This is a genomic window from Spirosoma lacussanchae, from assembly GCF_005870035.1.
Taxonomy (GTDB): Bacteria; Bacteroidota; Bacteroidia; order Cytophagales; family Spirosomataceae; genus Spirosoma; species Spirosoma lacussanchae.
Window position 1 is genome coordinate 2,249,271 of the sequence record NZ_SWJG01000001.1, and the last position, 19,616, is coordinate 2,268,886.

17 protein-coding genes are annotated in these 19,616 nt (G+C 54.1%); 7 read left to right on the forward strand and 10 right to left on the reverse strand.

Features of this window, described 5'->3' with window-relative positions; all coding sequences use genetic code 11:
• Nucleotides 1-11 precede the first annotated feature (11 nt).
• Entirely contained in the window at nucleotides 12-1,253 is a 1,242-nt protein-coding gene (locus tag FBR45_RS09275) for a glycosyltransferase family 4 protein (protein ID WP_138501378.1), read from the forward strand.
• Here FBR45_RS09275 and FBR45_RS09280 read toward each other — a convergent pair.
• The 8 genes from FBR45_RS09280 to FBR45_RS09315 all read right to left on the reverse strand — a co-directional run bounded on the left by FBR45_RS09280 (nucleotide 1,206) and on the right by FBR45_RS09315 (nucleotide 10,314).
• Nucleotides 1,206-2,084: a glycosyltransferase family 2 protein gene (locus FBR45_RS09280; protein ID WP_138501380.1), complete on the reverse strand. Its 879-nt coding sequence runs from the start codon at nucleotides 2,082-2,084 to the stop codon at nucleotides 1,206-1,208. The genes FBR45_RS09275 and FBR45_RS09280 overlap by 48 nt on opposite strands.
• Nucleotides 2,056-3,459 carry a hypothetical protein gene (locus FBR45_RS09285; RefSeq protein WP_138501382.1) on the reverse strand — a complete coding sequence of 468 codons (1,404 nt, stop codon included), beginning with the start codon at nucleotides 3,457-3,459 and terminating at the stop codon, nucleotides 2,056-2,058. The genes FBR45_RS09280 and FBR45_RS09285 overlap by 29 nt, the downstream gene beginning before the upstream one ends.
• Complete coding sequence (locus tag FBR45_RS26815) at nucleotides 3,452-4,096, reverse strand: acyltransferase (protein ID WP_138501384.1); 645 nt, start codon at nucleotides 4,094-4,096, stop codon at nucleotides 3,452-3,454. Before FBR45_RS26815 ends, FBR45_RS09285 begins: the two co-directional genes overlap by 8 nt.
• A complete protein-coding gene (locus FBR45_RS09295) occupies nucleotides 4,074-5,450 on the reverse strand; it encodes a lipopolysaccharide biosynthesis protein (RefSeq protein WP_138501386.1) in 1,377 nt (458 codons plus the stop codon). The genes FBR45_RS26815 and FBR45_RS09295 overlap by 23 nt, the downstream gene beginning before the upstream one ends.
• Nucleotides 5,450-6,118, reverse strand: coding sequence for a sugar transferase (locus FBR45_RS09300; protein ID WP_138501388.1), 669 nt, complete (start codon nucleotides 6,116-6,118; stop codon nucleotides 5,450-5,452). The genes FBR45_RS09295 and FBR45_RS09300 overlap by 1 nt, the downstream gene beginning before the upstream one ends.
• An 11-nt stretch (nucleotides 6,119-6,129) precedes the next feature.
• Nucleotides 6,130-8,478, reverse strand: a complete 2,349-nt coding sequence (locus FBR45_RS09305; RefSeq protein WP_138501390.1) for a GumC family protein — start codon at nucleotides 8,476-8,478, stop codon at nucleotides 6,130-6,132.
• A 10-nt stretch (nucleotides 8,479-8,488) separates the two neighbouring features.
• On the reverse strand, nucleotides 8,489-9,217 hold the full coding sequence (locus FBR45_RS09310) for a polysaccharide biosynthesis/export family protein (protein ID WP_246082167.1): 729 nt from the start codon (nucleotides 9,215-9,217) through the stop codon (nucleotides 8,489-8,491).
• A gap of 695 nt (nucleotides 9,218-9,912) precedes the next feature.
• Nucleotides 9,913-10,314 (reverse strand): hypothetical protein, encoded by a 402-nt coding sequence (locus FBR45_RS09315; protein ID WP_246082168.1) that lies wholly within the window; start codon nucleotides 10,312-10,314, stop codon nucleotides 9,913-9,915.
• Nucleotides 10,315-10,495: 181 nt separating this feature from the next.
• On the opposite strand from FBR45_RS09315, the gene FBR45_RS09320 reads away from it, so the two are divergent.
• From FBR45_RS09320 to FBR45_RS09335, 4 genes are all read left to right on the forward strand, one after another.
• Nucleotides 10,496-12,142 carry a T9SS type A sorting domain-containing protein gene (locus tag FBR45_RS09320; protein WP_138501396.1) on the forward strand — a complete coding sequence of 549 codons (1,647 nt, stop codon included), beginning with the start codon at nucleotides 10,496-10,498 and terminating at the stop codon, nucleotides 12,140-12,142.
• 34 nt (nucleotides 12,143-12,176) lie between these two features.
• A complete protein-coding gene (locus FBR45_RS09325; protein WP_138501398.1) occupies nucleotides 12,177-14,219 on the forward strand; it encodes a thioredoxin domain-containing protein in 2,043 nt (680 codons plus the stop codon).
• A gap of 189 nt (nucleotides 14,220-14,408) precedes the next feature.
• A complete protein-coding gene (locus FBR45_RS09330) occupies nucleotides 14,409-15,293 on the forward strand; it encodes a hypothetical protein (protein WP_138501400.1) in 885 nt (294 codons plus the stop codon).
• Nucleotides 15,294-15,457: 164 nt separating this feature from the next.
• Nucleotides 15,458-16,366, forward strand: a complete 909-nt coding sequence (locus tag FBR45_RS09335) for a hypothetical protein (RefSeq protein ID WP_138501402.1) — start codon at nucleotides 15,458-15,460, stop codon at nucleotides 16,364-16,366.
• A 9-nt stretch (nucleotides 16,367-16,375) separates the two neighbouring features.
• Here the strand turns inward: FBR45_RS09335 and FBR45_RS09340 are convergent, their stop codons facing one another.
• The gene (locus FBR45_RS09340; protein ID WP_138501404.1) at nucleotides 16,376-16,801 is read right to left on the reverse strand and encodes a secondary thiamine-phosphate synthase enzyme YjbQ; all 426 of its coding nucleotides are present in this window, start codon (nucleotides 16,799-16,801) and stop codon (nucleotides 16,376-16,378) included.
• A 7-nt stretch (nucleotides 16,802-16,808) separates the two neighbouring features.
• Nucleotides 16,809-17,399 carry a crossover junction endodeoxyribonuclease RuvC gene (gene ruvC, locus FBR45_RS09345; RefSeq protein WP_138501406.1) on the reverse strand — a complete coding sequence of 197 codons (591 nt, stop codon included), beginning with the start codon at nucleotides 17,397-17,399 and terminating at the stop codon, nucleotides 16,809-16,811.
• Between the two features lie 50 nt (nucleotides 17,400-17,449).
• Here ruvC and FBR45_RS09350 point away from each other — a divergent pair, with 50 nt between their 5' ends.
• Nucleotides 17,450-18,415: a lysylphosphatidylglycerol synthase domain-containing protein gene (locus tag FBR45_RS09350; protein ID WP_138501408.1), complete on the forward strand. Its 966-nt coding sequence runs from the start codon at nucleotides 17,450-17,452 to the stop codon at nucleotides 18,413-18,415.
• A 13-nt stretch (nucleotides 18,416-18,428) separates the two neighbouring features.
• Entirely contained in the window at nucleotides 18,429-19,547 is a 1,119-nt protein-coding gene (locus FBR45_RS09355) for a glycosyltransferase family 2 protein (protein WP_138501409.1), read from the forward strand.
• The last annotated feature ends 69 nt before the right edge of the window (nucleotides 19,548-19,616 follow it).

Sequence of the window (19,616 nt, forward strand, 5' to 3'; positions counted from 1 at the left end):
CACCGAGAGCCATGCGGATATTGCTCATCCATAATTACTACCAGCAGCCGGGCGGAGAAGACGCCGTATTTGAACAGGAAGCCGGTTTGCTCCGCGATGCGGGCGTCACGGTAGAAACGCTCACCTTTACCAACGAAAGCTTCGACGGTACGCTGGTCCGTACCCTTCGTTCCGGAGTAAAGGCGCTATATAATACGCAATCGGGCAAACGGCTTGACCAGGTGATTGCCCGGTTCAGGCCTGATTTGGTTCATATCCATAATCTGTTTTATACGGCGTCGGCGTCGGTGATTCGGGTGGCCCGTCAGCGTAAAGTGCCGGTGGTGATGACGTTACATAACTACCGGCTGGTTTGTGTGAGTGGACTTTTAATGCGCGAAGGCCTTGTGCCGTGCGAAACCTGCCTGAGCCAAACGATCGCGTTGGCGGGTATTCGTCACGCCTGCTTCCGCGAGTCGTATCTGCAGTCGGCTCAACTATCGCTGACGACCCTGTTGCACAAGCTGACCGGGATCTGGCGAAGTGTCAATCGATTTGTGGTGCTGACGGAGTTTGCCCGTCAGAAAATACTTCAGTCATCGCTGAAACTGCGGCCCGATCAGGTCGTGGTGAAGCCCAATTTCGTAGCCGATGTAGGCGCGGCTGATGTTGAGCACCGACAGGCTTTCTTTTTGTTCATTGGCCGCCTGTCGGCCGAAAAAGGGATTGATGTGCTGCTCGACGCGGCACGGGCGCGGTCGTTCCCGCTGCGTATTCTGGGTGATGGGCCGTTGGCAACGGAGGTAATGCGGGCGGCAGCCGCTCACCCGACGATCGACTACCAGGGGTGGCAGTCGCGTACGGCGGTCATCGACGCGCTGAAGACCTGCCGGGCGCTGATCGTACCATCTGTCTGGTATGAAGGATTGCCTACGGTATTGCTGGAAGCGTTTGCGGCCGGTACTCCCATTATCTGTTCTGACCAGGACAACCTGAATCAGATCATAACGGATGGCCAGACCGGACTTCTGTTTCGAACGGGGGATAGCAACGACCTGATTCGGGCTGTCGGTCAGGTAGATGAACAACCGGAGCTGCGCCGGAAGCTGGCCCGGCATAGTCGTCTTGAGTACGTTCGTTACTCGAAAGAGGCAGCCCGCGAGGCCATAATTCGATTATATACCGATACCATTCAGTCGGCAGGAGGCAGAACGTCTGCACAGGGGCTACCGCCTGAGCCGCCGGACCAGGTAACCGCCCAGAATCCGGCCTAAGTCAGCCAGCAGAAACAGCGGGGGGCTGGGGGCGTGGAGTCGGGCAAAATGATACCGTATGCGTAGCTGTACTGGCGACCGCACCGAAAACAGGCTATCCCAGAACGAGCGCCATGACCTTGCCTTGTCCATCGACAGGCCGGTCGTTTCGGTATGTTCATACACCAGGCTGCTGATCGATACCCGCAGCGGAAAGCCAGCCCGGCGTGCCCGAATTGAAAAATCGAGGTCGGCCAGGTACTGCGGAAAATGGTGTGCATCGAAAAGCCCGACCATCGAGATAACCGACCGATGGATTAGCATACCCCGGCCCGGTAAGCTGTCGGAGTCAATGGCGTGTTGATTCGAGGCTTTCAGCTGGCTAAGCTGGTTCCGGTACATGATTCGCGCCAGATCGGTGAACCGGGCTGTGAACCAGTTCAGCCGGGTTCCAGCATAGAGGAGTTGATCGGGCTGATGGATATTCACGGATATAGATCCTACGACACAGGGGGTATGGTTCTGCCAGGAATCTACCAGGCTGGTCAGGTAGTCAGGGGGGACCTGCGTATCGTCGTTGAGGGTTAACACAAAGGCGTCGGCATCGGCAGGCATCCGGTCGAGGGCGTACTGGATACCCAAATTTGTAGCGCCCGCCCACCAGAGGGAGCCAGTGCCCGAAAGTACAACCACCTCCGGAAATTCGGCCTGGATCATGGCTGACGTGCCATCGGTAGACCCATCATCAACGACCACCACGGTAAAGGAAGCATACGTCTGCCGGCGCAGACTGGCCAGGCACTGCCGGGTGTATGCCTTCCGGTTATGTACGGGGATGATAATGTAGATCACGGCTATAGTAGGCAGGAGACGGCTCGGCCGGGTAAACGGGCAACGCATACCGGGGTAGTCGGGGGCTAACGAGCCGGATGAGGCCGTACAGGTAAAGCAAGACACACAGGCAACCCGCTGTTACGGAACTTTGCCCAAACACCGTCAGCACCAGTAAGGAGAAACTGACAATTTGCAGAACGAGGGTTGATTTCCGGCTGACCGTTAAGAGCGAATACGCCAGCGCACTGACGGCATATCCAAAACCGGTAATAACCAGCAGGCCATAAAATCCGTAGGCGAAGTATAATTCCGATGTCAGGCCCGTCCGGATACCGAGGGTGTTGCTGGAGTCGAATAACTTCATAAACGAAAAGGCACTGTCCTTAGACACCAGCGCTGATTTGTCGAAGCCCGCCAGTTTCAGAACCGATGAGTTAATTAGCGAGCCCAGGGTGCTGGCTGTCAAATCATAGCCGGGTATTTCTCCTGGCTTAAACTCGTTAACGGCACGGATGTACTCCCGAAACTCGACACCGAGCGGGAAGCCCTCGGTACCGGTAATCGACATGGACATATTGCCCAGTCGCAGGCTTTGCAGTACGGCGTACAGTAGTACGGCGCTGGCCAGCATGATTACCGATTTGAGATTGATAGCCACCCGACCCGCCAGGACTCGGTCATAGGCGAAAATGGATAGCAACGAAACGAGCAGAAACAGCCGTTTACTGTCGATCGTCATGATAAGCACCGCCCCCACTACGGCAACCAGCCAGGCAAGCCGGGCGGCTTTGTGGTTGGCGCGCTGGTAGCGATCGTACAGCAGCACCGCCGACACGCAGTTGAAAAAACCGTAGTTGTAAACATACCCGTAGTCGATCTCGTACATTTTATCCGTAAAATCGCTTCCGGAAAGGATCGGGATATACCCCACGTGGCTAATGAAATCAGCGAACCAGAGCACGGGGAAAAACAGGAGTGGGTACTCCAGCCAGGTTAGGTCGTTAAAGAGAGGACGGCCGGTTTGCTGAGCCGAAGCCGGTACTTGTTTGACAGGTGTCAGCTGGTCATGAATAAGCATCCCCAGGCTCAGGCAGCTGAGGAACAGGTTGTAAATGATACAGCCTTCGTCCATAGCGATGTAGTAAGGATTGACCGCGTAATAGGTCAGGATTTTAACCTCTCCCACAAACAGCCAGCCTATCCATATGAGCAGGAACCCTTTCGTAAATCGATTCTTGAGATGAAAGACGACGAAGATGGGCACAACTAGGAGCGTATGGCTGAGCAGAGAGGGATATAGAAAGGCCTCCCGGTAACCAAATCCGAGTTGATACACAACAGGAGTCAGCTGGGCCGCCAGGAAGCACAGGCCCATCAGCAGCAGCTTATTCATAGGTCGATGGTGCGTGTAGTGAACGTATATGCCGGGCCGGGTTGCCCGCCCACAGTTCATTGGGCGGAACGTTCCGGGTTACTACCGCGCCCGCACCAACAATGGCGTGATCGCCGATGCAGACGCCTTTCAGGATGGTGACGTGCGCACCAATAAAAACCTGGTTCCCTATATGCACTGGAGCGGTACTGGCCAGGGCGTTATCGGCGCTGGTACCCCGCTGCCGGGGATCGAGGCTATGAAAGTCGGTATCATAAATCACGGTATTGCCCCCAATGCTGACATCGTCGCCGATGACGATAGACTGGTGGCACACCAGCGCTGTTCCGCTCATACCAACGCGGTCGCCAATGCGAATTGTACCGCCCAGGTCAGCAATGAACAGGCAGGGTTGCTGGCGGCCGATGCGATTATGGTTCAGGCCGTTATTGAGCATCAGCGAGTGCCCAATGATCAGGCGGCAACCCTCATTAATGTCAACGATCGGAATGCCGTAACTTTTCAGGCCGGGCCCTATCGTGGCTCCGTTGACATAGAACCGCAATCGGGTCAGTTGCTGACCACCCCAGCGCCTGACCCGCCGACGAATAAACCGAACGGCCCGATAGACAAGTCTAATGACTGAGAAGATCCGCATAGACAGGAGGCTGGGCCCGGTTATGGATAAAACGCCGGTACTGACCAGCGCAGACGATCAGCAGAAAGCAGTTCCAGATGGTACCGGCAATAACCACACTGGCTGGTCCGGCCTGGACGTACCGAAACAGCAGGTAGTTGAGCGGAACATACAGAATAGCCCCAATCAGCGACGCTCGTACCAGCGGGCCAAGCTGTCCGGCTCCGTTGACGAAATAGTTGTAGTTGCTCAAAAAATTGAAGCTGATCACGTAGGCAGTCAGCCACCCGCACAGACTGATCGGAATCGGAATTTTGGGCCCAATCCAGAACGCAAACACGGGCTGGGCAACCACGAACATCAGCAGCGCGAGCGCGGCCACACCCAGACTGAGCCGGTTCAGTCGGCGCATCGTATTCTGTATCCAGCCTATGTCCTGTTTAACGCAGGCATCGGTAAACGCCGACCAGTAGGGAGTGATCACGATACCATATAAAAAAGTCAGCACGCTGAAGTACTTGTTGGCAATGCTGAACGGGGCCACATCGGCCGAACCCAGAAAATAGGAGATAAACAGCCCGCCCGACGTGAATACGAGGACACTGATTAACTGTAGAAAGAAAAACTGCCCGCTGATGTTTAGTAGCTTACCGGTTAGTTCGAACCTGATATGGCGAATGGAAGGGCGGACCCGGGCATACTGGGTACGGAAAAAATAGACCGATGTCAGCGCGAATACAAGTAGTGGTACGATGTTGGTAATGTGAGCGATGACCAGCAGCGAAGGTGTCGACATGACCGAAGCCAGATAGATCAGCCCGACGATCAGTGCATTAATGAGCAGCATGATGCGGGCTACCGTAGCGGTTCGCTGGTCGGCCAGCAGAATGGAATTGATCGGTTTCAGGGCTAGTTGAAGGCTAAAGCCAATCAGCGTGTACGTAATGATGGCGTTGATGCGGGCGGGCTGATCGCTGGTGATATGCAGGTGTGTGGTCCAGTCTACCAGCCCGGGCGCCAGGCCAAACAGCAGGCATAAACCCAGTGCGCAGAGGGCTGAAAGAAAGTAAAGGGTGCTGATGTGCTCCCGGGCGCTGGTCTCATCATTAGTAGTGAAAAAGAGCACGAGATTGTTGCGCAGGCCATTACCGAAGCTAACATCGACCAGGCTAAACCAGTTGGTCAGAAAGGTAATGGTCATCCAGATGCCAAAGTCATTGACGGGAATGTAACGAACCGTTAAGGTGACCGTAACGAAGCCGATCAAAACACTGGCTCCCTTTAGAATAACGGATTCGACAATGTTTCGATACACCTGCAGACTACGGGTGTCGATGCGGTTTAAACGCTGGAGGGCAAAGCGCTTGATCGACATCAGAATGCATCGGTATTGCCCGTAAGCATGGTTACCAGGGTTTGGAGGCAAATGGATACGTCGAGCATTGGAGAGGCTTTCTGGATGTAGAAACGGTCGTAACGAACCCGGTGCTTCATCATGAGCGGGTTCATTACCGCGCCCCGATAGCCGCGGACCTGGGCCAGCCCGGTAATGCCTGGTTTCAGATCATACCGGCGCGCGTATCCGGGTAGTTTATACCAGTACTGGGCATCCAGTTCAATTGGGTGGGGGCGCGGACCTACCAAACTCATATTGCCCAGCAGTACGTTCAGAAACTGGGGGATTTCGTCCAGGTTGGTTCGGCGGAGCAGTCGCCCTAAAGGTGTAACGCGCGGATCATCGGGAAAGGCCTGCCGGAACGGATGGTTATGCCGGGGGGCAATGAACATAGTGCGGAATTTATAGCAGCGAAACTGACGTCCATTTCGACCCGACCGGATTTGCACGAACAGGGCCGGACCCGGTGACGAGAGGATAATGGCAAGACCGATGACGGGCATGAGCCAGCTCAGCACAAAGACTATTATGAACAGGCTGATCGTGAGGTCGAATACGCGTTTCCCCCAATAGCCAGACGAGGGGGTACCGGCGTCAGCCACGGCATGACGCTTTCGGGAGTAGGTTTTTATCGTATCAGTAACCATGAAAATCGAGGTTAGGCATTGAGTTTAAACCGACTTAAGAATGTTTTTTTCTTCACCGTTTCGTACGGGTACCGGTCGCTGTTATAGCCACCGTAGCTGTAGTAATTGGCGGCATCATTCCTGACCGCATTGAGCACGATGTTGAGTTTATTGAATCGTTTTTCGCGGTACAGCGACTCCACCATCTTGAGGCAATTCTTGGGGGTGACATCGTGCCGGACAATGTATAGCGTAGCGTCGGCGAACGGAGCGATGAGCTGCGCATCGGTCACCAGCCCAATGGGGGGGGCATCGATAAGGATATAATCGAAATGGTGGCGCAGATCATGAATCAGCTTTTCGAGCCGGGACCCTGCCAGCAGTTCCGAGGGGTTGGGAGGCAGGGTGCCGCTGGTAATAATCCAGTAATTTTCGTTGTTGGGCAGCGGGTTAACGATTTGCTCCAGGGTTGTTTCGCCGGTCAGGTAGTCGCTCAGACCCAGCCCATTGGGGTAGTTGAGCGAATGGCGCAGGCGCGGTTTCCGCAGGTCCATTTCCAGAATTACCGTACGCAGGCCCATAAGGGCCAGACTGGCCCCCAGGTTGAGGGAGATGAACGACTTGCCTTCGCCTGAAATGCTGGAGGTAAACAGCAGTACCTGACTGCCACCCCGACTGTTTCGCAGATAATTCAGGTTGGTGCGCAGGGTTCTGATCTGTTCAGCAATAACCGTTTTACTGCGGGCTCCCACCACCAGCGCTTCTGCCTGTTTCTTCCGGACAATCTCGCCCAGAATCGGAACCTGCGTGCCCTCCTCAACATCTGACCGGCGGATGACGCGGTTGTTGATCGCATCGTACACCGAAAAGGCCAGGACGGGCAGCAGCAAGCCCGCCAGACCAAAAAGCAGATAAATCAGCTGCTGATTGGGTTTTACGGGTTTCGCATCCGTGCGGGCAACGTCAACAATTCGTGAGTCAGAAATGACCGACGCGTAGGATACCGCGGTTTCTTCACGTTTGCGCAGCAGGTAGGTATATAACTCGTTCTTGATAGCCTGCTGACGGGTGATATTCATCAACGTCCGTTCTTTAGCCGGAATCGTGCGGATGGTGCCTTCCAGTTTCCGGTTGTTGGCCTGAAACTGTTGCTGAGCGCTAGCCAGCATATTGCGCATGGTGCTTACGTTTTCCGAAATACTGGTTTTGAGGGATCGGAGCTGGCTGTTGACGGTCTGCATTAGCGGGTTCCGCTCTGAGGTGGTGCGGGCGAGGTGTTCGCGCTGGGTTTCCAGCTTGGTGAACGACTCAATCAGGGCCAGCAGGGTAGGGTCGGTAAGGCCCAGCGTAGCGGGAGTGCCGCTGCGGTATTCAGGCTGGCTGTTGATGTACGTTTCGATGTCGCGCAGGGCTTCGAGCTGGATAGTGACCTGGCTGAGGTTGGCGTCGTTCTGCTGAGCGGTTTCCAGAAATCCTTTGGCCTGTGTACCCAGATCGGTAATGCCCTGCGACGATTTGTATTGTTCTACCCCTTTCTCAACCGTTTGGAGCTCGCCGGAAACCAGTTGCAGCCGGTCATCAATAAAATTAAGCGTATTGGACGCGACCCGGTTCTTATCCAGAATGGAGGCTTCCGTATACACATCGATCAGCCGATTCAGCAGAGCCTCTCCTTTCTGAGGTACCCCCGTTTCTATGGTCAGCATAATAACCGTCGATGCTTTGCTGGTCGGTTCGGCCTTCAGGAGTCGCAGCAGATCGGTAACTACCCGGGAGCGGGGGCTTACCTGTACGGAAATGGGTTCGGTACGAGCCGAAACCGGCTGGGGACAAAAAAAACGAAGCCGTCCGTAAGGCGTCTTAACACTGGTATTCAGGGGATAAATTTGGTCGTCGAGCTGGATGCTCGTCGCGTTTAAAAAAGTGATCCTGAACGGTTCGTCGCGGTACAAGTCGGCTGTGGGTTGTTCAATAATCAGCCGGACAGGTGTCCACTGGTATATTTCGCGCTGACCGTAGGGCGTATCCTTAAAATAACTGATTTCCAGGTTGAGCTGCTGAACCACCTTGTCCATCAGCGTATAGGACTTCAGAATCTCGATTTCGTTTTCGACTACTTTCTTGGGAGCGAAAATCTCCAGCTCTTTCAGGATATTATCAGAGTCCAGGCCTTTCTTTTCGTCCTTAATGAGCAGGCTGGCCTGACTCCGGTATACCGGTTGTTTGAGCCGTAGGTAGATAAAAGCTACCAGGATCATGAGCCCCACTGTAAGCGCGAACCAGTACCAGTGCCGCAAGTACCGCATCAGGTGCGCACCTATGGCATTATCGGTATCCATAACCTGATACGGAACGTATGAATACGGAGCAGTTTTCGACATAACTGGTAGGTTAGTAGCGACCGGTAAACAGGATAGCAATGAAAGACAGGGCACTCAATACCGCAGGTACCAGCAGATAGAAGCGATCGGCATTGGCAACGCGGGCTTTGCCAGGTTCCACGTAGACGATGTCGTTGGGATGCAGATAGTAATACGGAGATCGGAACAGCTGGCGCTGGGTCAGATTGATCCGCGTGAACGTTTTTCGGCCGTTTTCATCCCGAATGATCAGCACATTATCCCGACGGCCATAGATCGTGACGTCGCCGGCCAGGCTTAACGCTTCGATGAGGGTTATCTGATCATTTGGGATCGTAAAGAGCGACGGACGCGCCACCTCGCCGAGTACCGAAATGCGGAAGTTTTGATTTCTGACGTTGACCGTAGGCTCCTTAAGATAGGCGGTAAGCTTCTGCCGGATCAGCGCGCTGCACTCCGCAACGGTCAGACCGCCAACCGGTACTGTGCCGACGAGCGGTAACTCGATAGTGCCAGAGGGAGATACCAGGTAACCCGCCATCTCGGGCAGACCAGTTGGGACGCTGGGTTGAGTGCGCCCATTGTTCGTCTGCATGAGCATGTAAGGATTAAAGAAGCTACTGGCCTCCTGGTTGAGGCTACTGACCTGAATGGCGAGCACATCGCCGGGGCCAAGCCGGGGGACATAGGTTTCGGCCGCCTGGATAGCACTCTTCGCGCCCGGGTCCTCCTGGAAATAAACGATTTGTTTGGGAGACACACAGCTGCTACACAACCAGACCAGACTGAAAAGGCAAACTGAAACCATACTCAGTCGAATAGAACTATCTATTTGATTGATCTGACTAAATGGGTAAAACATTCTGTGAACGATAAGTAAGTAGGCAGTCATTCATTACACATTGCTTCGTGCACGTTCTAGCCAGCAGAAACAAATTCTTTCAACTGGATAAAGCGGTAAAAAACAACTTGTATGATGTGTATTCGGAGGGGTGATAACGTTGGCAACTATAGAAATACAGGCCTTGCAAATGTTATACCAGTCGATTGAAATAGCTTATTGTGTTTCTCATCGCAGCAGTGTGTTTTGGCTGATTGGTGAGACGTTATTTTTAGGCAGGGTAACTTTTTAGATAAATGGTTTCGCGCTGAAAAAAAATAACAAAGGGCTTGCCTATAAGTATTATGTGTTGTTTTTCAGGTAGTTATTATATAGAGGTAGGTCGATGGATTTGCTTGCATTGAAAAATTATTAAAAAGAATATAAATAAGATATAGATTGAAGAGTAAGGGAGTTGAGGCAGAGAGGGGTAAAGAAAAATAAGGTGTCGAACTATTTTGAGTTCGACACCTTATTTTTCTGGTACTGATTTGAGGCAGAGATGATGCCAACTGGGTAATTGAAAATGCGGCTGTTTTACAAAAATGTATGTTAAAAAATATAATATATTAACCTTATAAAGTCGGTATAAATTCAAGATTAATATCGGCGTCTTTACCGTCGACAGGTGCTTTCTGGCGAAGAATTAATTTGTTTCGATTCAGTTCGACAATCGGGAAATTGCCGGTAAAACCCGTTACTACAACATCGATAGACTTACCGTCGGGTGCCAGCGTCCAGGTTCCTCCGTTCACGACCGTATTGGATTGGTTGGGATCTAAAGCGCGCACGGTACCGTTCGACCGGAACTGCATGTTCAAATTAAAGAGTACCTGCGTAGCCAGATTCAGTCGGCCAACGGTAATATTCTGTCCGTCTACTGTTGTGACACGGTTGGTACGCCAGTTATTGGCAACCAGCAGGTCGGCCTGCGCGCCGGAAGGGGTAGTCCCTTCGTCATCTTGGCATGCGGTCATTCCAGCGCTCAGCAGGCTGATTAGAACGACGAACCGGAGTAGTAGGGGAGAAACTTTGAACGTTTTCATGCTTATAAAATGGATGGGGCAGCGTAACGAAATAAACCTCTTCTTCCTGTAGAACGAGTGAACGGGGCTGGCCTGGGGTTAAAATTCAGTAGTTTTGTTCAAAATTCAAGCAATGCGCGTCCGAATTGGCTTTTTCTTACTGTGTGTTCTGTTCTGGGTGGGTACAAACGGTCCGGCACGAGCCCAGCAGCAGTGTGCTGATCGGCTGACGTTCACGCCCGTTAGCCAGCCCAATCGGATTGAGTGGGACAAGTTTCCGGCCTTCACCCTGCCGTTTCCCGTCATTTATGGTGGCCCACGCTTTGGCGACACCAAAGGCAGCCCGCTTCAACATGGCTTCAGCCACATCGATCAGATTGCCGACAGTGAATTTGGAACGGTGGTGCAGCCCCGGCAGCGGGCCATCGTTTATTACGGTGTAGCCAGTCTGGCCAATCAGCCCTGGAGTGAGATCGACAGTCCCTGGGGCAATGACCTGACGGCCTACCGGGCCAAGTGGAATCAGTGGCTGCTGGAGGTCTCGGGTGGGCAGCGCAATGCGGAAGGTAAGTACATCATTCTGGCCGACCGGCTGACGCTGGATGTGGAGCGCATTGCTGAAACGGACACCCGGATTCTTCGGCTTAAACAGGACAGTCGGGTGCCGACGCAATACCGTAATCTATCTGATGCAGCCTTTGTAGCAGCCTACAGGCTGGCCATCCGGAATCTGTACGCCGAAGCCGCGCGGTATCTGCGACAGAACGCCGACCTGTCGGCCATTCAGGTCAGCAGCTATGCCGATACCCCCATCCTGAATACCTACCTGAATGTGCCGACCTTCAGCTGGTCTGACTGGACAACCAACCTGAGCCGGGTCAACTACCTGGTCAAAGATTCGACCGAGCAGCGGGTCGGTGGCCCCTTTTATGAGCAGCTGACTACGCTATCACCATCGGCTTATTATTTCTACGATTATCCCAACGCGCTGGCTCCCGATTACCTGGCCTATCTGCTCTTTCACGTAGAGGTCAACCGGGCCTGGAGCAACAAGCCGGTAGTGCCCTGGGTATGGCTGCGCTACCACGATACGTCGAACAGCCCGATGCAGTTTATTCAGCCTTTCATGGCCGAAGCAACTGCCATCTTTCCGTTTTTCTCCGGTGCGGCCGGGTTGTGGCTCTGGGAAAATCCATCGCTCGAGCGTACCAGAACCGATACCTACGCGGCCTATGAGCATTTTACCCATGGCCTGTACCGGTTGTCGCGCTTTGCTGACCAGTTTCAGGGTAATTATGAACTGGTAATCGAGACCTCCGCCCGCGACCTGATGGAACGGCAGCAACCCGTTTGGCGGGGGGTGGTGAAAAATAACACCATACTGATTGCAGCCCAGAATCCCTATGCTACCGACGGAGCCAAAACCAGCCTGACCGTACGCTACAAAAATACATGGCAGCGTACTATTGAACTGACGGGTCGTGACGTGTATCTGTGCCGGTTCGATATGGGGGTAGTCACGGCCGGTGAGCCGGTTGCGCCAGCGGTTGAGGTATTCCCGAACCCGACAGCCACTGAACTAACCGTTCTGCTGAGTCAAACACCCGCTACCGCTACGGAGTTGGTACTACAGACCACCGCCGGCCGGATAGTAGGCCGGCAGCCGGTACGGACGGCCCGCGAAACGATGAACGTAGCGGCCCTGCCCGCGGGTCTGTATGTTTTACGGATCACCAACGAATTGGGTAGTCAAACCCGAAAGGTAATCATCACCCGATAACCGGCGGAGGCAACCGACCGCTTCGCCAAACGCTATGCCGAATCAACTTCAGTACGAAACCAGCCCTTACCTGCTGCAGCACGCCAACAACCCGGTCGACTGGTATCCATGGGGCGAAGAGGCCCTCAATCGGGCGCGTGATGAAGATAAGCCTATTATTGTCAGCATCGGCTACTCGGCCTGCCACTGGTGCCACGTTATGGAGCGCGAATCGTTCGAGAAAGAGGCCGTGGCCCGGGTCATGAACGAAAACTTTATCTGCATCAAGGTCGATCGCGAAGAGCGCCCGGACGTCGACGCTATTTATATGGACGCCGTCCAGGCGATGGGTGTGCAGGGTGGTTGGCCCCTGAACGTTTTCCTGATGCCCGACGCCAAACCGTTTTACGGCGTAACCTACCTGCCCCCCCAGAACTGGGTCAACCTGCTGGGTAATATCAGCGACGCCTTTGCCGAACACCGCGACGATCTGGCCAGATCGGCCGAGGGCTTTGCCACCGAGCTCAATCTGTCCGACGCCGAACGGTATGGGCTGAAAGAGGCTGACCCCCTCTTTGCGCCCGAAACCCTCGACGGATTTTACCGAAAAGTGGCCGTTAAAGCCGACGATGAAAAAGGCGGCATGCGCCGGGCACCCAAGTTCCCCATGCCCAGCATTTGGCGGTTTCTGCTGCGTTACTACGCCGTTTCGGGCAATGAAGGAGCTTTGCGCCAGACTACCCTTACCCTCGATCGGATGGCGCTTGGCGGCATATACGACCAGCTGGGGGGCGGTTTTGCCCGCTACTCAACCGATGGCGAATGGTTTGCGCCCCACTTCGAGAAAATGTTGTATGACAACGGACAGCTGCTGACGTTATACGCCGAAGCTTACAGCCTAACCAAAAAAACACTCTACAAGCATATCGTTTACCAGACCATTGCCTTCGCCCAGCGCGAACTGCTCAGTCCGGAGGGCGGCTTCTACTCGGCGCTCGATGCCGACAGCGAAGGGGTAGAGGGGAAGTTCTACACATTTACCCCGGCCGAGCTGCGCGAAACGCTGGGAGCCGATTACAGCTGGTTTGCCGATCTGTATACCAGTACAGACGACGGAAACTGGGAGCACGGCCGCTCAATTCTGCATCGCACCGAAACCGACGATGCCTTTGCCGAACGTATGGGCTGGTCACTGGCTGATCTGAACGTACGGCTGGATGCGGCCCACATCCGACTGATGCGGCTGCGCAACGAACGCGTCCGACCCGGTCTGGACGATAAAATCCTGTGTTCCTGGAACGGGCTAATGCTGAAAGGACTGGCGACCGCCTATCGCGTATTTGGCGAACCTGAGTTTCTGACGCTGGCGCTTCGGCTGGGCTTTTTCCTGCTCAGGAACATGCGCGACGCCCGCAATGGCCGACTGTGGCACACGTATAAAAACGGCCGCGCCCGACAGGCTGGTTTTCTGGACGATTACGCAGCCGTGATCGACGGGCTCCTGGCTCTCTATCAGGCCACATTCACCGAGAGCTGGCTGCAGGAGGCCGATCAGCTGACCCAGTATGTGCTGGCCAACTTTGCCGACGCCAGTCAGGCCGATGGCGCTGACGACCTTCTCTATTTCACCGACAAAAATGGCGAAGAGCTTATTGCTCGCCGTAAAGAGCTGTTCGATAACGTGATTCCATCGTCGAACTCGATGATGGCCGAAAACCTGTATACGCTCAGTCTCTTGCTGGATCGCCCTGCTTATGCCGACCGGTCGGACCGAATGCTGGGGCGAGTTCAACCGCTGGTGCAACAGAACGCCGATTACCTGACTAACTGGGCTGCGCTGTTCGCCCTCCGCACGAAACCAACCGCTGAAGTGGCCATTGTCGGCCCCGAGGCTGACCGGTTTCGGGCCGAGCTGGATGGGGCCTTCTACCCGAACAAAGTCCTCTGCGGGACCACCGGCCGGAGTGAGCTTCCTCTTCTGTACCAGCGCGGGCCAGTAGATGATCAGACTACCGTTTACGTCTGTTACAACCGCGCCTGTCAATTACCCGTTACATCGATCGATGCAGTATGGGGGCTGCTTCATAAGGTACAATAACTACCAATAGGTAAGTATACCGGTTAGTAAATCAGGTAAATAAACTGATTTTGATCATGGCATACGGTTTCAGCAAGTAAGTACATTCGATTGGTAATCAGACCAAAAGCAGTTACCTGGATACGTTCTTAGGAACGATAAGGTGACTGCTAGCTGGTTTCGTTACCTATTTAGAACCGTCTTACTTGTATGAATACTACCATGATTTCCGTGCCTTTTAAACGCTATCTGGTTTTTTTGCTGCTGCTGGGATGGCTGGGCTGCACCGACCATCGCGATTCGGTCGTATCGCCTGGCTCTACCGCTGTTCGGTTACGGGTCAAAACATTGACGCTGGATCTATCCGATGGGTTGGCTAAAGTCAGCGCGTTCAGTTACGACCCCCAGGGGCGGCTGAATGCTATTAAAACCTACCAGTCGCCCGACAGTACCGTTTCCGACGTCGAGTACAGCACCTATCAATATGACAGTCAGAACCGGCTAATCCAGTTGCGGCATGAAGTAATCAGGCGGGGCGCTACGGGTAAGCCCAATCCCGTAGAGCAGTACACCTACACCTACAATGCACTGGGCCAGGCCGAAAAACTAGCTTACCTGAATGGTTTTACGCTGACGCTTGGTTACAATGCGGTTGGTCAATTGATCAGCAGCCAGCGGGAGTATACATTTCGGAGTTTTCGACTAACGGGGGCCGATGCCTTTACCTACACTGGAAATAACGTGACAGAGGTAAACAGCAGCCGATTCTTCACGACGACCACACGCTCAAGCAGATCGTACCGATACGACGATAAGATCAATCCGTTTTATGGTGTCTTCATCATTCCGGCTCCCTACCCGGAAGGGTTTGCCGACCCCGTGATAAAGCCAACGATCAACACGTATTTTGGCGGGCTCGACAATCTGCTCAATCTAAACCAAAATAACGTCGTCAGAGAAACTTCGACCTTTGGCGGAACCCTGAACTACGAGTATCAGTACAATGCCAGTAAGCTGCCCATACTACGTCAGGTTGTGAACCCAAACACCGGGCAGGTGCTGGAAACGCTGCGATTCGACTATGAAACCTACTAGATTGATTCGTTGAGGTCCGGTGGTCGCCACTTAATGCCACTTGCTAATTATACTGAGGGGTCGTGAAAGACCCCTCAGTATAATTAGCAAGTGGCATTAAGTGGTTGATTGATAAAGCATTAAATTCGAGTACTAATATCTTTCTTTGTTTTTCTAAACCAACCATGAAAACACGTGAACTATTCAGCTTTATGGTCTTGCCACTCCTGGTAGGCTGGCTGGCCGCCTGCAACGATCATGTTAATCCGTCTGCACTTCCCGGTTCTGAGCCAGGGCGGTTGCGGGTTAAAACCATTACACGCGAATCGACCAACAACCCAACTTCGGTCAGTTTGTTTCAGTACGACGGGCAGGGACGGCTGGTGCTGATTGTCGGCTATTTTTTGCCCGATAGCAGCGCGGCTCCGGTCGAGAATACGGTTTATCAGTACAATGCCCAGAACCAGCTTACCCAGGTCCAGCGGACTACTGTCAGGCGGGGAAGCGGGGCAGAGACCTATACCCTAAGTTACAACGGAGCCGGGCAGATGTCCGGACTCGTGCACCAGCCATCTACATTCAGTCTGGGACTGAACTATCTGGCAAGCGGACAACCGAGTGGATACTCCAAAGGCATATCGGTGGGAGGCCTGAACTTCAACGGCGGGGGCGGATTCACCTTTACAGGCTTCAACCTAACGCAGGCTACGGAAAATTATAATGTAATTCGGTTGGGAGGGCCTTCCATCCCGGTTGCTTCCCGGTCTTCCAGCACAACCTACGCCTACGACGATAAAGTCAATCCGTTCTACGGGTCGTTTATTATCCCAGCACCGGGCTTGTTCGGGCCCTTGCCTGTTTCGGGATCATTTGGGCCGTACTACACCTTGTACGGAGGCATCGATAACCAGTTGAATCTGAGTCAGAATAACCCGATCAGCAAACAGGAAAAGGTAACAAGTTCATCACTGGTTGGGGACATACAAACAACCTACACGTACACCTACAACGCATCAAACCTGCCTGTCAGTCGGGTGTCAACCGTCAGCAGTGCCGTAACCGAAACGCTGACTTACACCTACGAATCATACTAAAATGCATCGCTACTCACCCCAGGCAGTCAATACCAGGGAACGGGAGCCACCATACTCACGATGCTCGCCCAGGTATATACCCTGCCAGGTGCCCAGATTCAACCGCCCGTTCGTGATCGGAATCAGGACCGAATGGCCCAGCAGCGCGGCTTTCAGGTGAGCAGGCATGTCGTCAGCGCCTTCGTAATTGTGCCGGAAGTAAGGCGCATTTTCGGGTACTGTCCGGTTGAAGAAACTTTCGAAATCCTGCCTGACGGTGGGGTCGGCGTTTTCGTTGATAGTCAGGCTGGCCGAGGTATGCTGGATAAAGACCTGCAGCATACCCTGGCTCAGTTGCCGAAGTTCGGCGGCAAACTCGCGTTCAATGATGCGGGTAATCAGGTGGAAGCCGCGCGGAAAGGCGGGTAATGATATAGTCCGTTGAAACGTAGCCATACAGTTGCTACATAATGCGCTCCGAGTTCTCGCTAACAAAGGCGCCCCAGGCCCCTTTTTTATTTTTCTTGCCCGGCGCTACGGGCAGGGCGTTCTCGTGAAAATGATGGCAGACGGCAATGGCCAGCGCGTCGGTAGCATCGAAGAACTGCGGGTTTAGATCTTCCTTGAGCAGGTGGCCGACCATCTGGGATACCTGGTCTTTGCTGGCATTCCCGTTTCCGGTGACCGACTGTTTGATGCGCCGGGGGGCATACTCAACAATCGGAATATTACGCGACAGAGCAGCTGCCATCACGACCCCCTGCGCCCGGCCCAGCTTCAGCATGGCCTGAACGTTCTTGCCAAAAAAGGGATCTTCAATGGCCATCTCGTCGGGCTTATGTTCCTCAATGAGCCGGATAACGGTTTCGTATAGTTTCTGAAGCTTCAGCTGGTAGGTACTATATTTGCTCAGCTGAACAACGCCATACTGAATCATCCGCATGACGCCCCCCTGCACCGAAATGATGCCGTAACCGGCCACCTGGGTACCGGGATCAATGCCCAGAATGATCTTCTCGGGCAGTACAGTGGCATTTTTTGCGGTGATGATCATATGGGGTGTCGGCGTTGTGCGTTTCACAAAGTAACGTCTTCTTATACGTTTTGTCGCTTAAACCATCTAAAAAAATCGTACTGGGGCTAAAAATCGCCATCCTGGCTGGTCTTTTAGCCTACATAGTCCATGTTTTGAAGCGACAACCGTTCGACTGGAGTCTGATCCGAACGTCCTGGCAAGCGGTTGAGGAGCCGGGCTGGTGGGCGGCCGGCCTGCTGCTGCTCATTCCGGTCAACTGGGGACTGGAAGCGTTGAAGTGGCAGATTCTACTTCGGCGGGTTGAACCAGCCAGTTTCTGGGCTGCCTACCGGGGCGTGCTGGCGGGGGTTACCCTCGGCTTTGCGTTGCCAATGCAGTTGGGTGATACGGCCGGGCGGGTGTTGTCATTGCAGACCGTACAACGGGGCGAAGCGGTGGGGGCAGCGCTGGTATCGGGCGGTATGCAGTTCTATGTGGCGCTTATCTTTGGCGCCTTTGCCTGGGCACATCATATCCAGCTGGTACCCGCCCGGGCCAATACTGCCGGGCAGGCTCTGCTGGTCGTGCTGCTGAGTCTGGTAGGGCTGGGCGTGGTATTCGGGCTGGTTCGGTCGCGGCTGCTCGGGTGGCTGGCTCGAAGGGCTGCGCTACGCCGGTGGGCCCGGTACTGGGCTGTGGCTGGACAGTATACCAACCAGGAAATTAGCCTGGCGCTGGGGGTCGCTGCACTGCGCTATCTGGTTTTTTCGGTGCAGTTTTTTCTGGCGCTACGGCTGGTAGGGCTCACGTTACCGGTTTCCATAGCAACGTCAGGTATTGGGGTCGTTTACCTGGTCAAAACCATTACCCCGGCTTTTAACCTGCTCAGTGATCTTGGGGTTCGGGAGGCTGCGTCACTCTGGACGTTTGCGCCGTTTGAGGCTGCAGTCCCGGTACTGGTCACGGCAACGCTCACCCTATGGGTCGCTAATCTGCTTGTTCCGGTGCTGGTTGGTCTGATCTGGGTCTGGAAACTAAAATGGTCTGTCTCCTAAACGTATCTGATCTGTGTTCGTTTTGCTTGCTGCCAGCGTCATCTATGCCTGTTTTGCCCTGCTGCTCTGGCTGACCTGGCTACGGATTCCCCTATTCGCACCAGCGGCTTTGCCCGTTACCGGCCCTCGTATCACCGTCATTATCCCGGTCCGGAACGAGGAGGAAAATATCGGGCGTTTGCTCGATGATTTGAGTCGGCAAACCTACCGGAGCTTTGAGGTCATCGTAGCCGACGATGCGTCTGTCGATGATACGCGCGCTCTGGTACAGGCGTATGCATCGGTGGCTTCCTTTCCGCTCCGTCTGCTATCCCTAATCGATAACGGGTCGGCATCGCCCAAGAAGCGGGCTATTGGTCAGAGTATCGAACAGGCTACCGGCGAGCTGATCATGACTACCGATGGCGATTGTCGGGTAGGACCCGACTGGCTGGCCGCCTATGCCGCTTTTTACGAACAAACGCGGGCAAAAATGCTCTTCGGGCCGGTCACCTTTACAACGGATGAGCACCTGTTTGACTCCCTGCAAACGGTTGAGTTTTCGAGTTTGATCGGATCGGGCGCCTGCACCCTGGCGCTGGGGCTGCCTACCATGTGCAACGGGGCCAACCTGTGTTACGAGAAACAGGTCTTCTACGAGGTTGGCGGGTTTGCGGGTGTCGATCATCTGGCTTCCGGAGATGACGAGTTTCTGATGCATAAGATTGCTGCCCGGTATGCGCGCGGGGTGCGGTTCCTGAAAAGCCAGGCCGCCATTGTTCAGACTAACCCGCACCGATCGTGGCGGGCGTTTTACAACCAGCGCAAACGCTGGGCCAGCAAATGGCAGGCCTACAACAGCCTGATTCCAACGATGCTGGCCGTCTGTGTGTTTATCTGGAATGTAACCCCGGTCGTGGCGATCGCTGGCTGGTTACTCAATTTTTTAAACGCAAATACCACTTTCCTCGTTGTAGGGCTGAAGGTCGTAACCGAGTTTTTGTTTTTACGGGCGGTTCTTGTTTTTTTGCAAAAAAGGAGGTCAGTACTATACATTCCGCTGACCCAATTGGTGTACCCATTCTACGTAGTTTTTTTCGGGCTGGCTGCGCAGGGAAAAGGCTATCGATGGAAAGGCAGAGATCTGAACTAGCAGTTTGCGGTATCCGGTTTACGGTGGACTGACGAATAGGGAGTAACGGGGCTAGCCCCTCAAACCGGG

Bases quoted from the DNA above. Each gene is read 5' to 3' on its own strand.
- FBR45_RS09275 (WP_138501378.1), top strand. From the start codon at position 12: ATGCGGATATTGCTCATCCATAATTACTACCAGCAGCCGGGCGGAGAA.
- FBR45_RS09285 (WP_138501382.1), bottom strand. From the start codon at position 3,459: ATGAATAAGCTGCTGCTGATGGGCCTGTGCTTCCTGGCGGCCCAGCTG.
- FBR45_RS26815 (WP_138501384.1), bottom strand. From the start codon at position 4,096: ATGCGGATCTTCTCAGTCATTAGACTTGTCTATCGGGCCGTTCGGTTT.
- FBR45_RS09295 (WP_138501386.1), bottom strand. From the start codon at position 5,450: ATGTCGATCAAGCGCTTTGCCCTCCAGCGTTTAAACCGCATCGACACC.
- FBR45_RS09300 (WP_138501388.1), bottom strand. From the start codon at position 6,118: ATGGTTACTGATACGATAAAAACCTACTCCCGAAAGCGTCATGCCGTG.
- FBR45_RS09305 (WP_138501390.1), bottom strand. From the start codon at position 8,478: ATGTCGAAAACTGCTCCGTATTCATACGTTCCGTATCAGGTTATGGAT.
- FBR45_RS09315 (WP_246082168.1), bottom strand. From the start codon at position 10,314: ATGACCGCATGCCAAGATGACGAAGGGACTACCCCTTCCGGCGCGCAG.
- FBR45_RS09320 (WP_138501396.1), top strand. From the start codon at position 10,496: ATGCGCGTCCGAATTGGCTTTTTCTTACTGTGTGTTCTGTTCTGGGTG.
- FBR45_RS09325 (WP_138501398.1), top strand. From the start codon at position 12,177: ATGCCGAATCAACTTCAGTACGAAACCAGCCCTTACCTGCTGCAGCAC.
- FBR45_RS09330 (WP_138501400.1), top strand. From the start codon at position 14,409: ATGAATACTACCATGATTTCCGTGCCTTTTAAACGCTATCTGGTTTTT.
- FBR45_RS09335 (WP_138501402.1), top strand. From the start codon at position 15,458: ATGAAAACACGTGAACTATTCAGCTTTATGGTCTTGCCACTCCTGGTA.
- FBR45_RS09340 (WP_138501404.1), bottom strand. From the start codon at position 16,801: ATGGCTACGTTTCAACGGACTATATCATTACCCGCCTTTCCGCGCGGC.
- ruvC (WP_138501406.1), bottom strand. From the start codon at position 17,399: ATGATCATCACCGCAAAAAATGCCACTGTACTGCCCGAGAAGATCATT.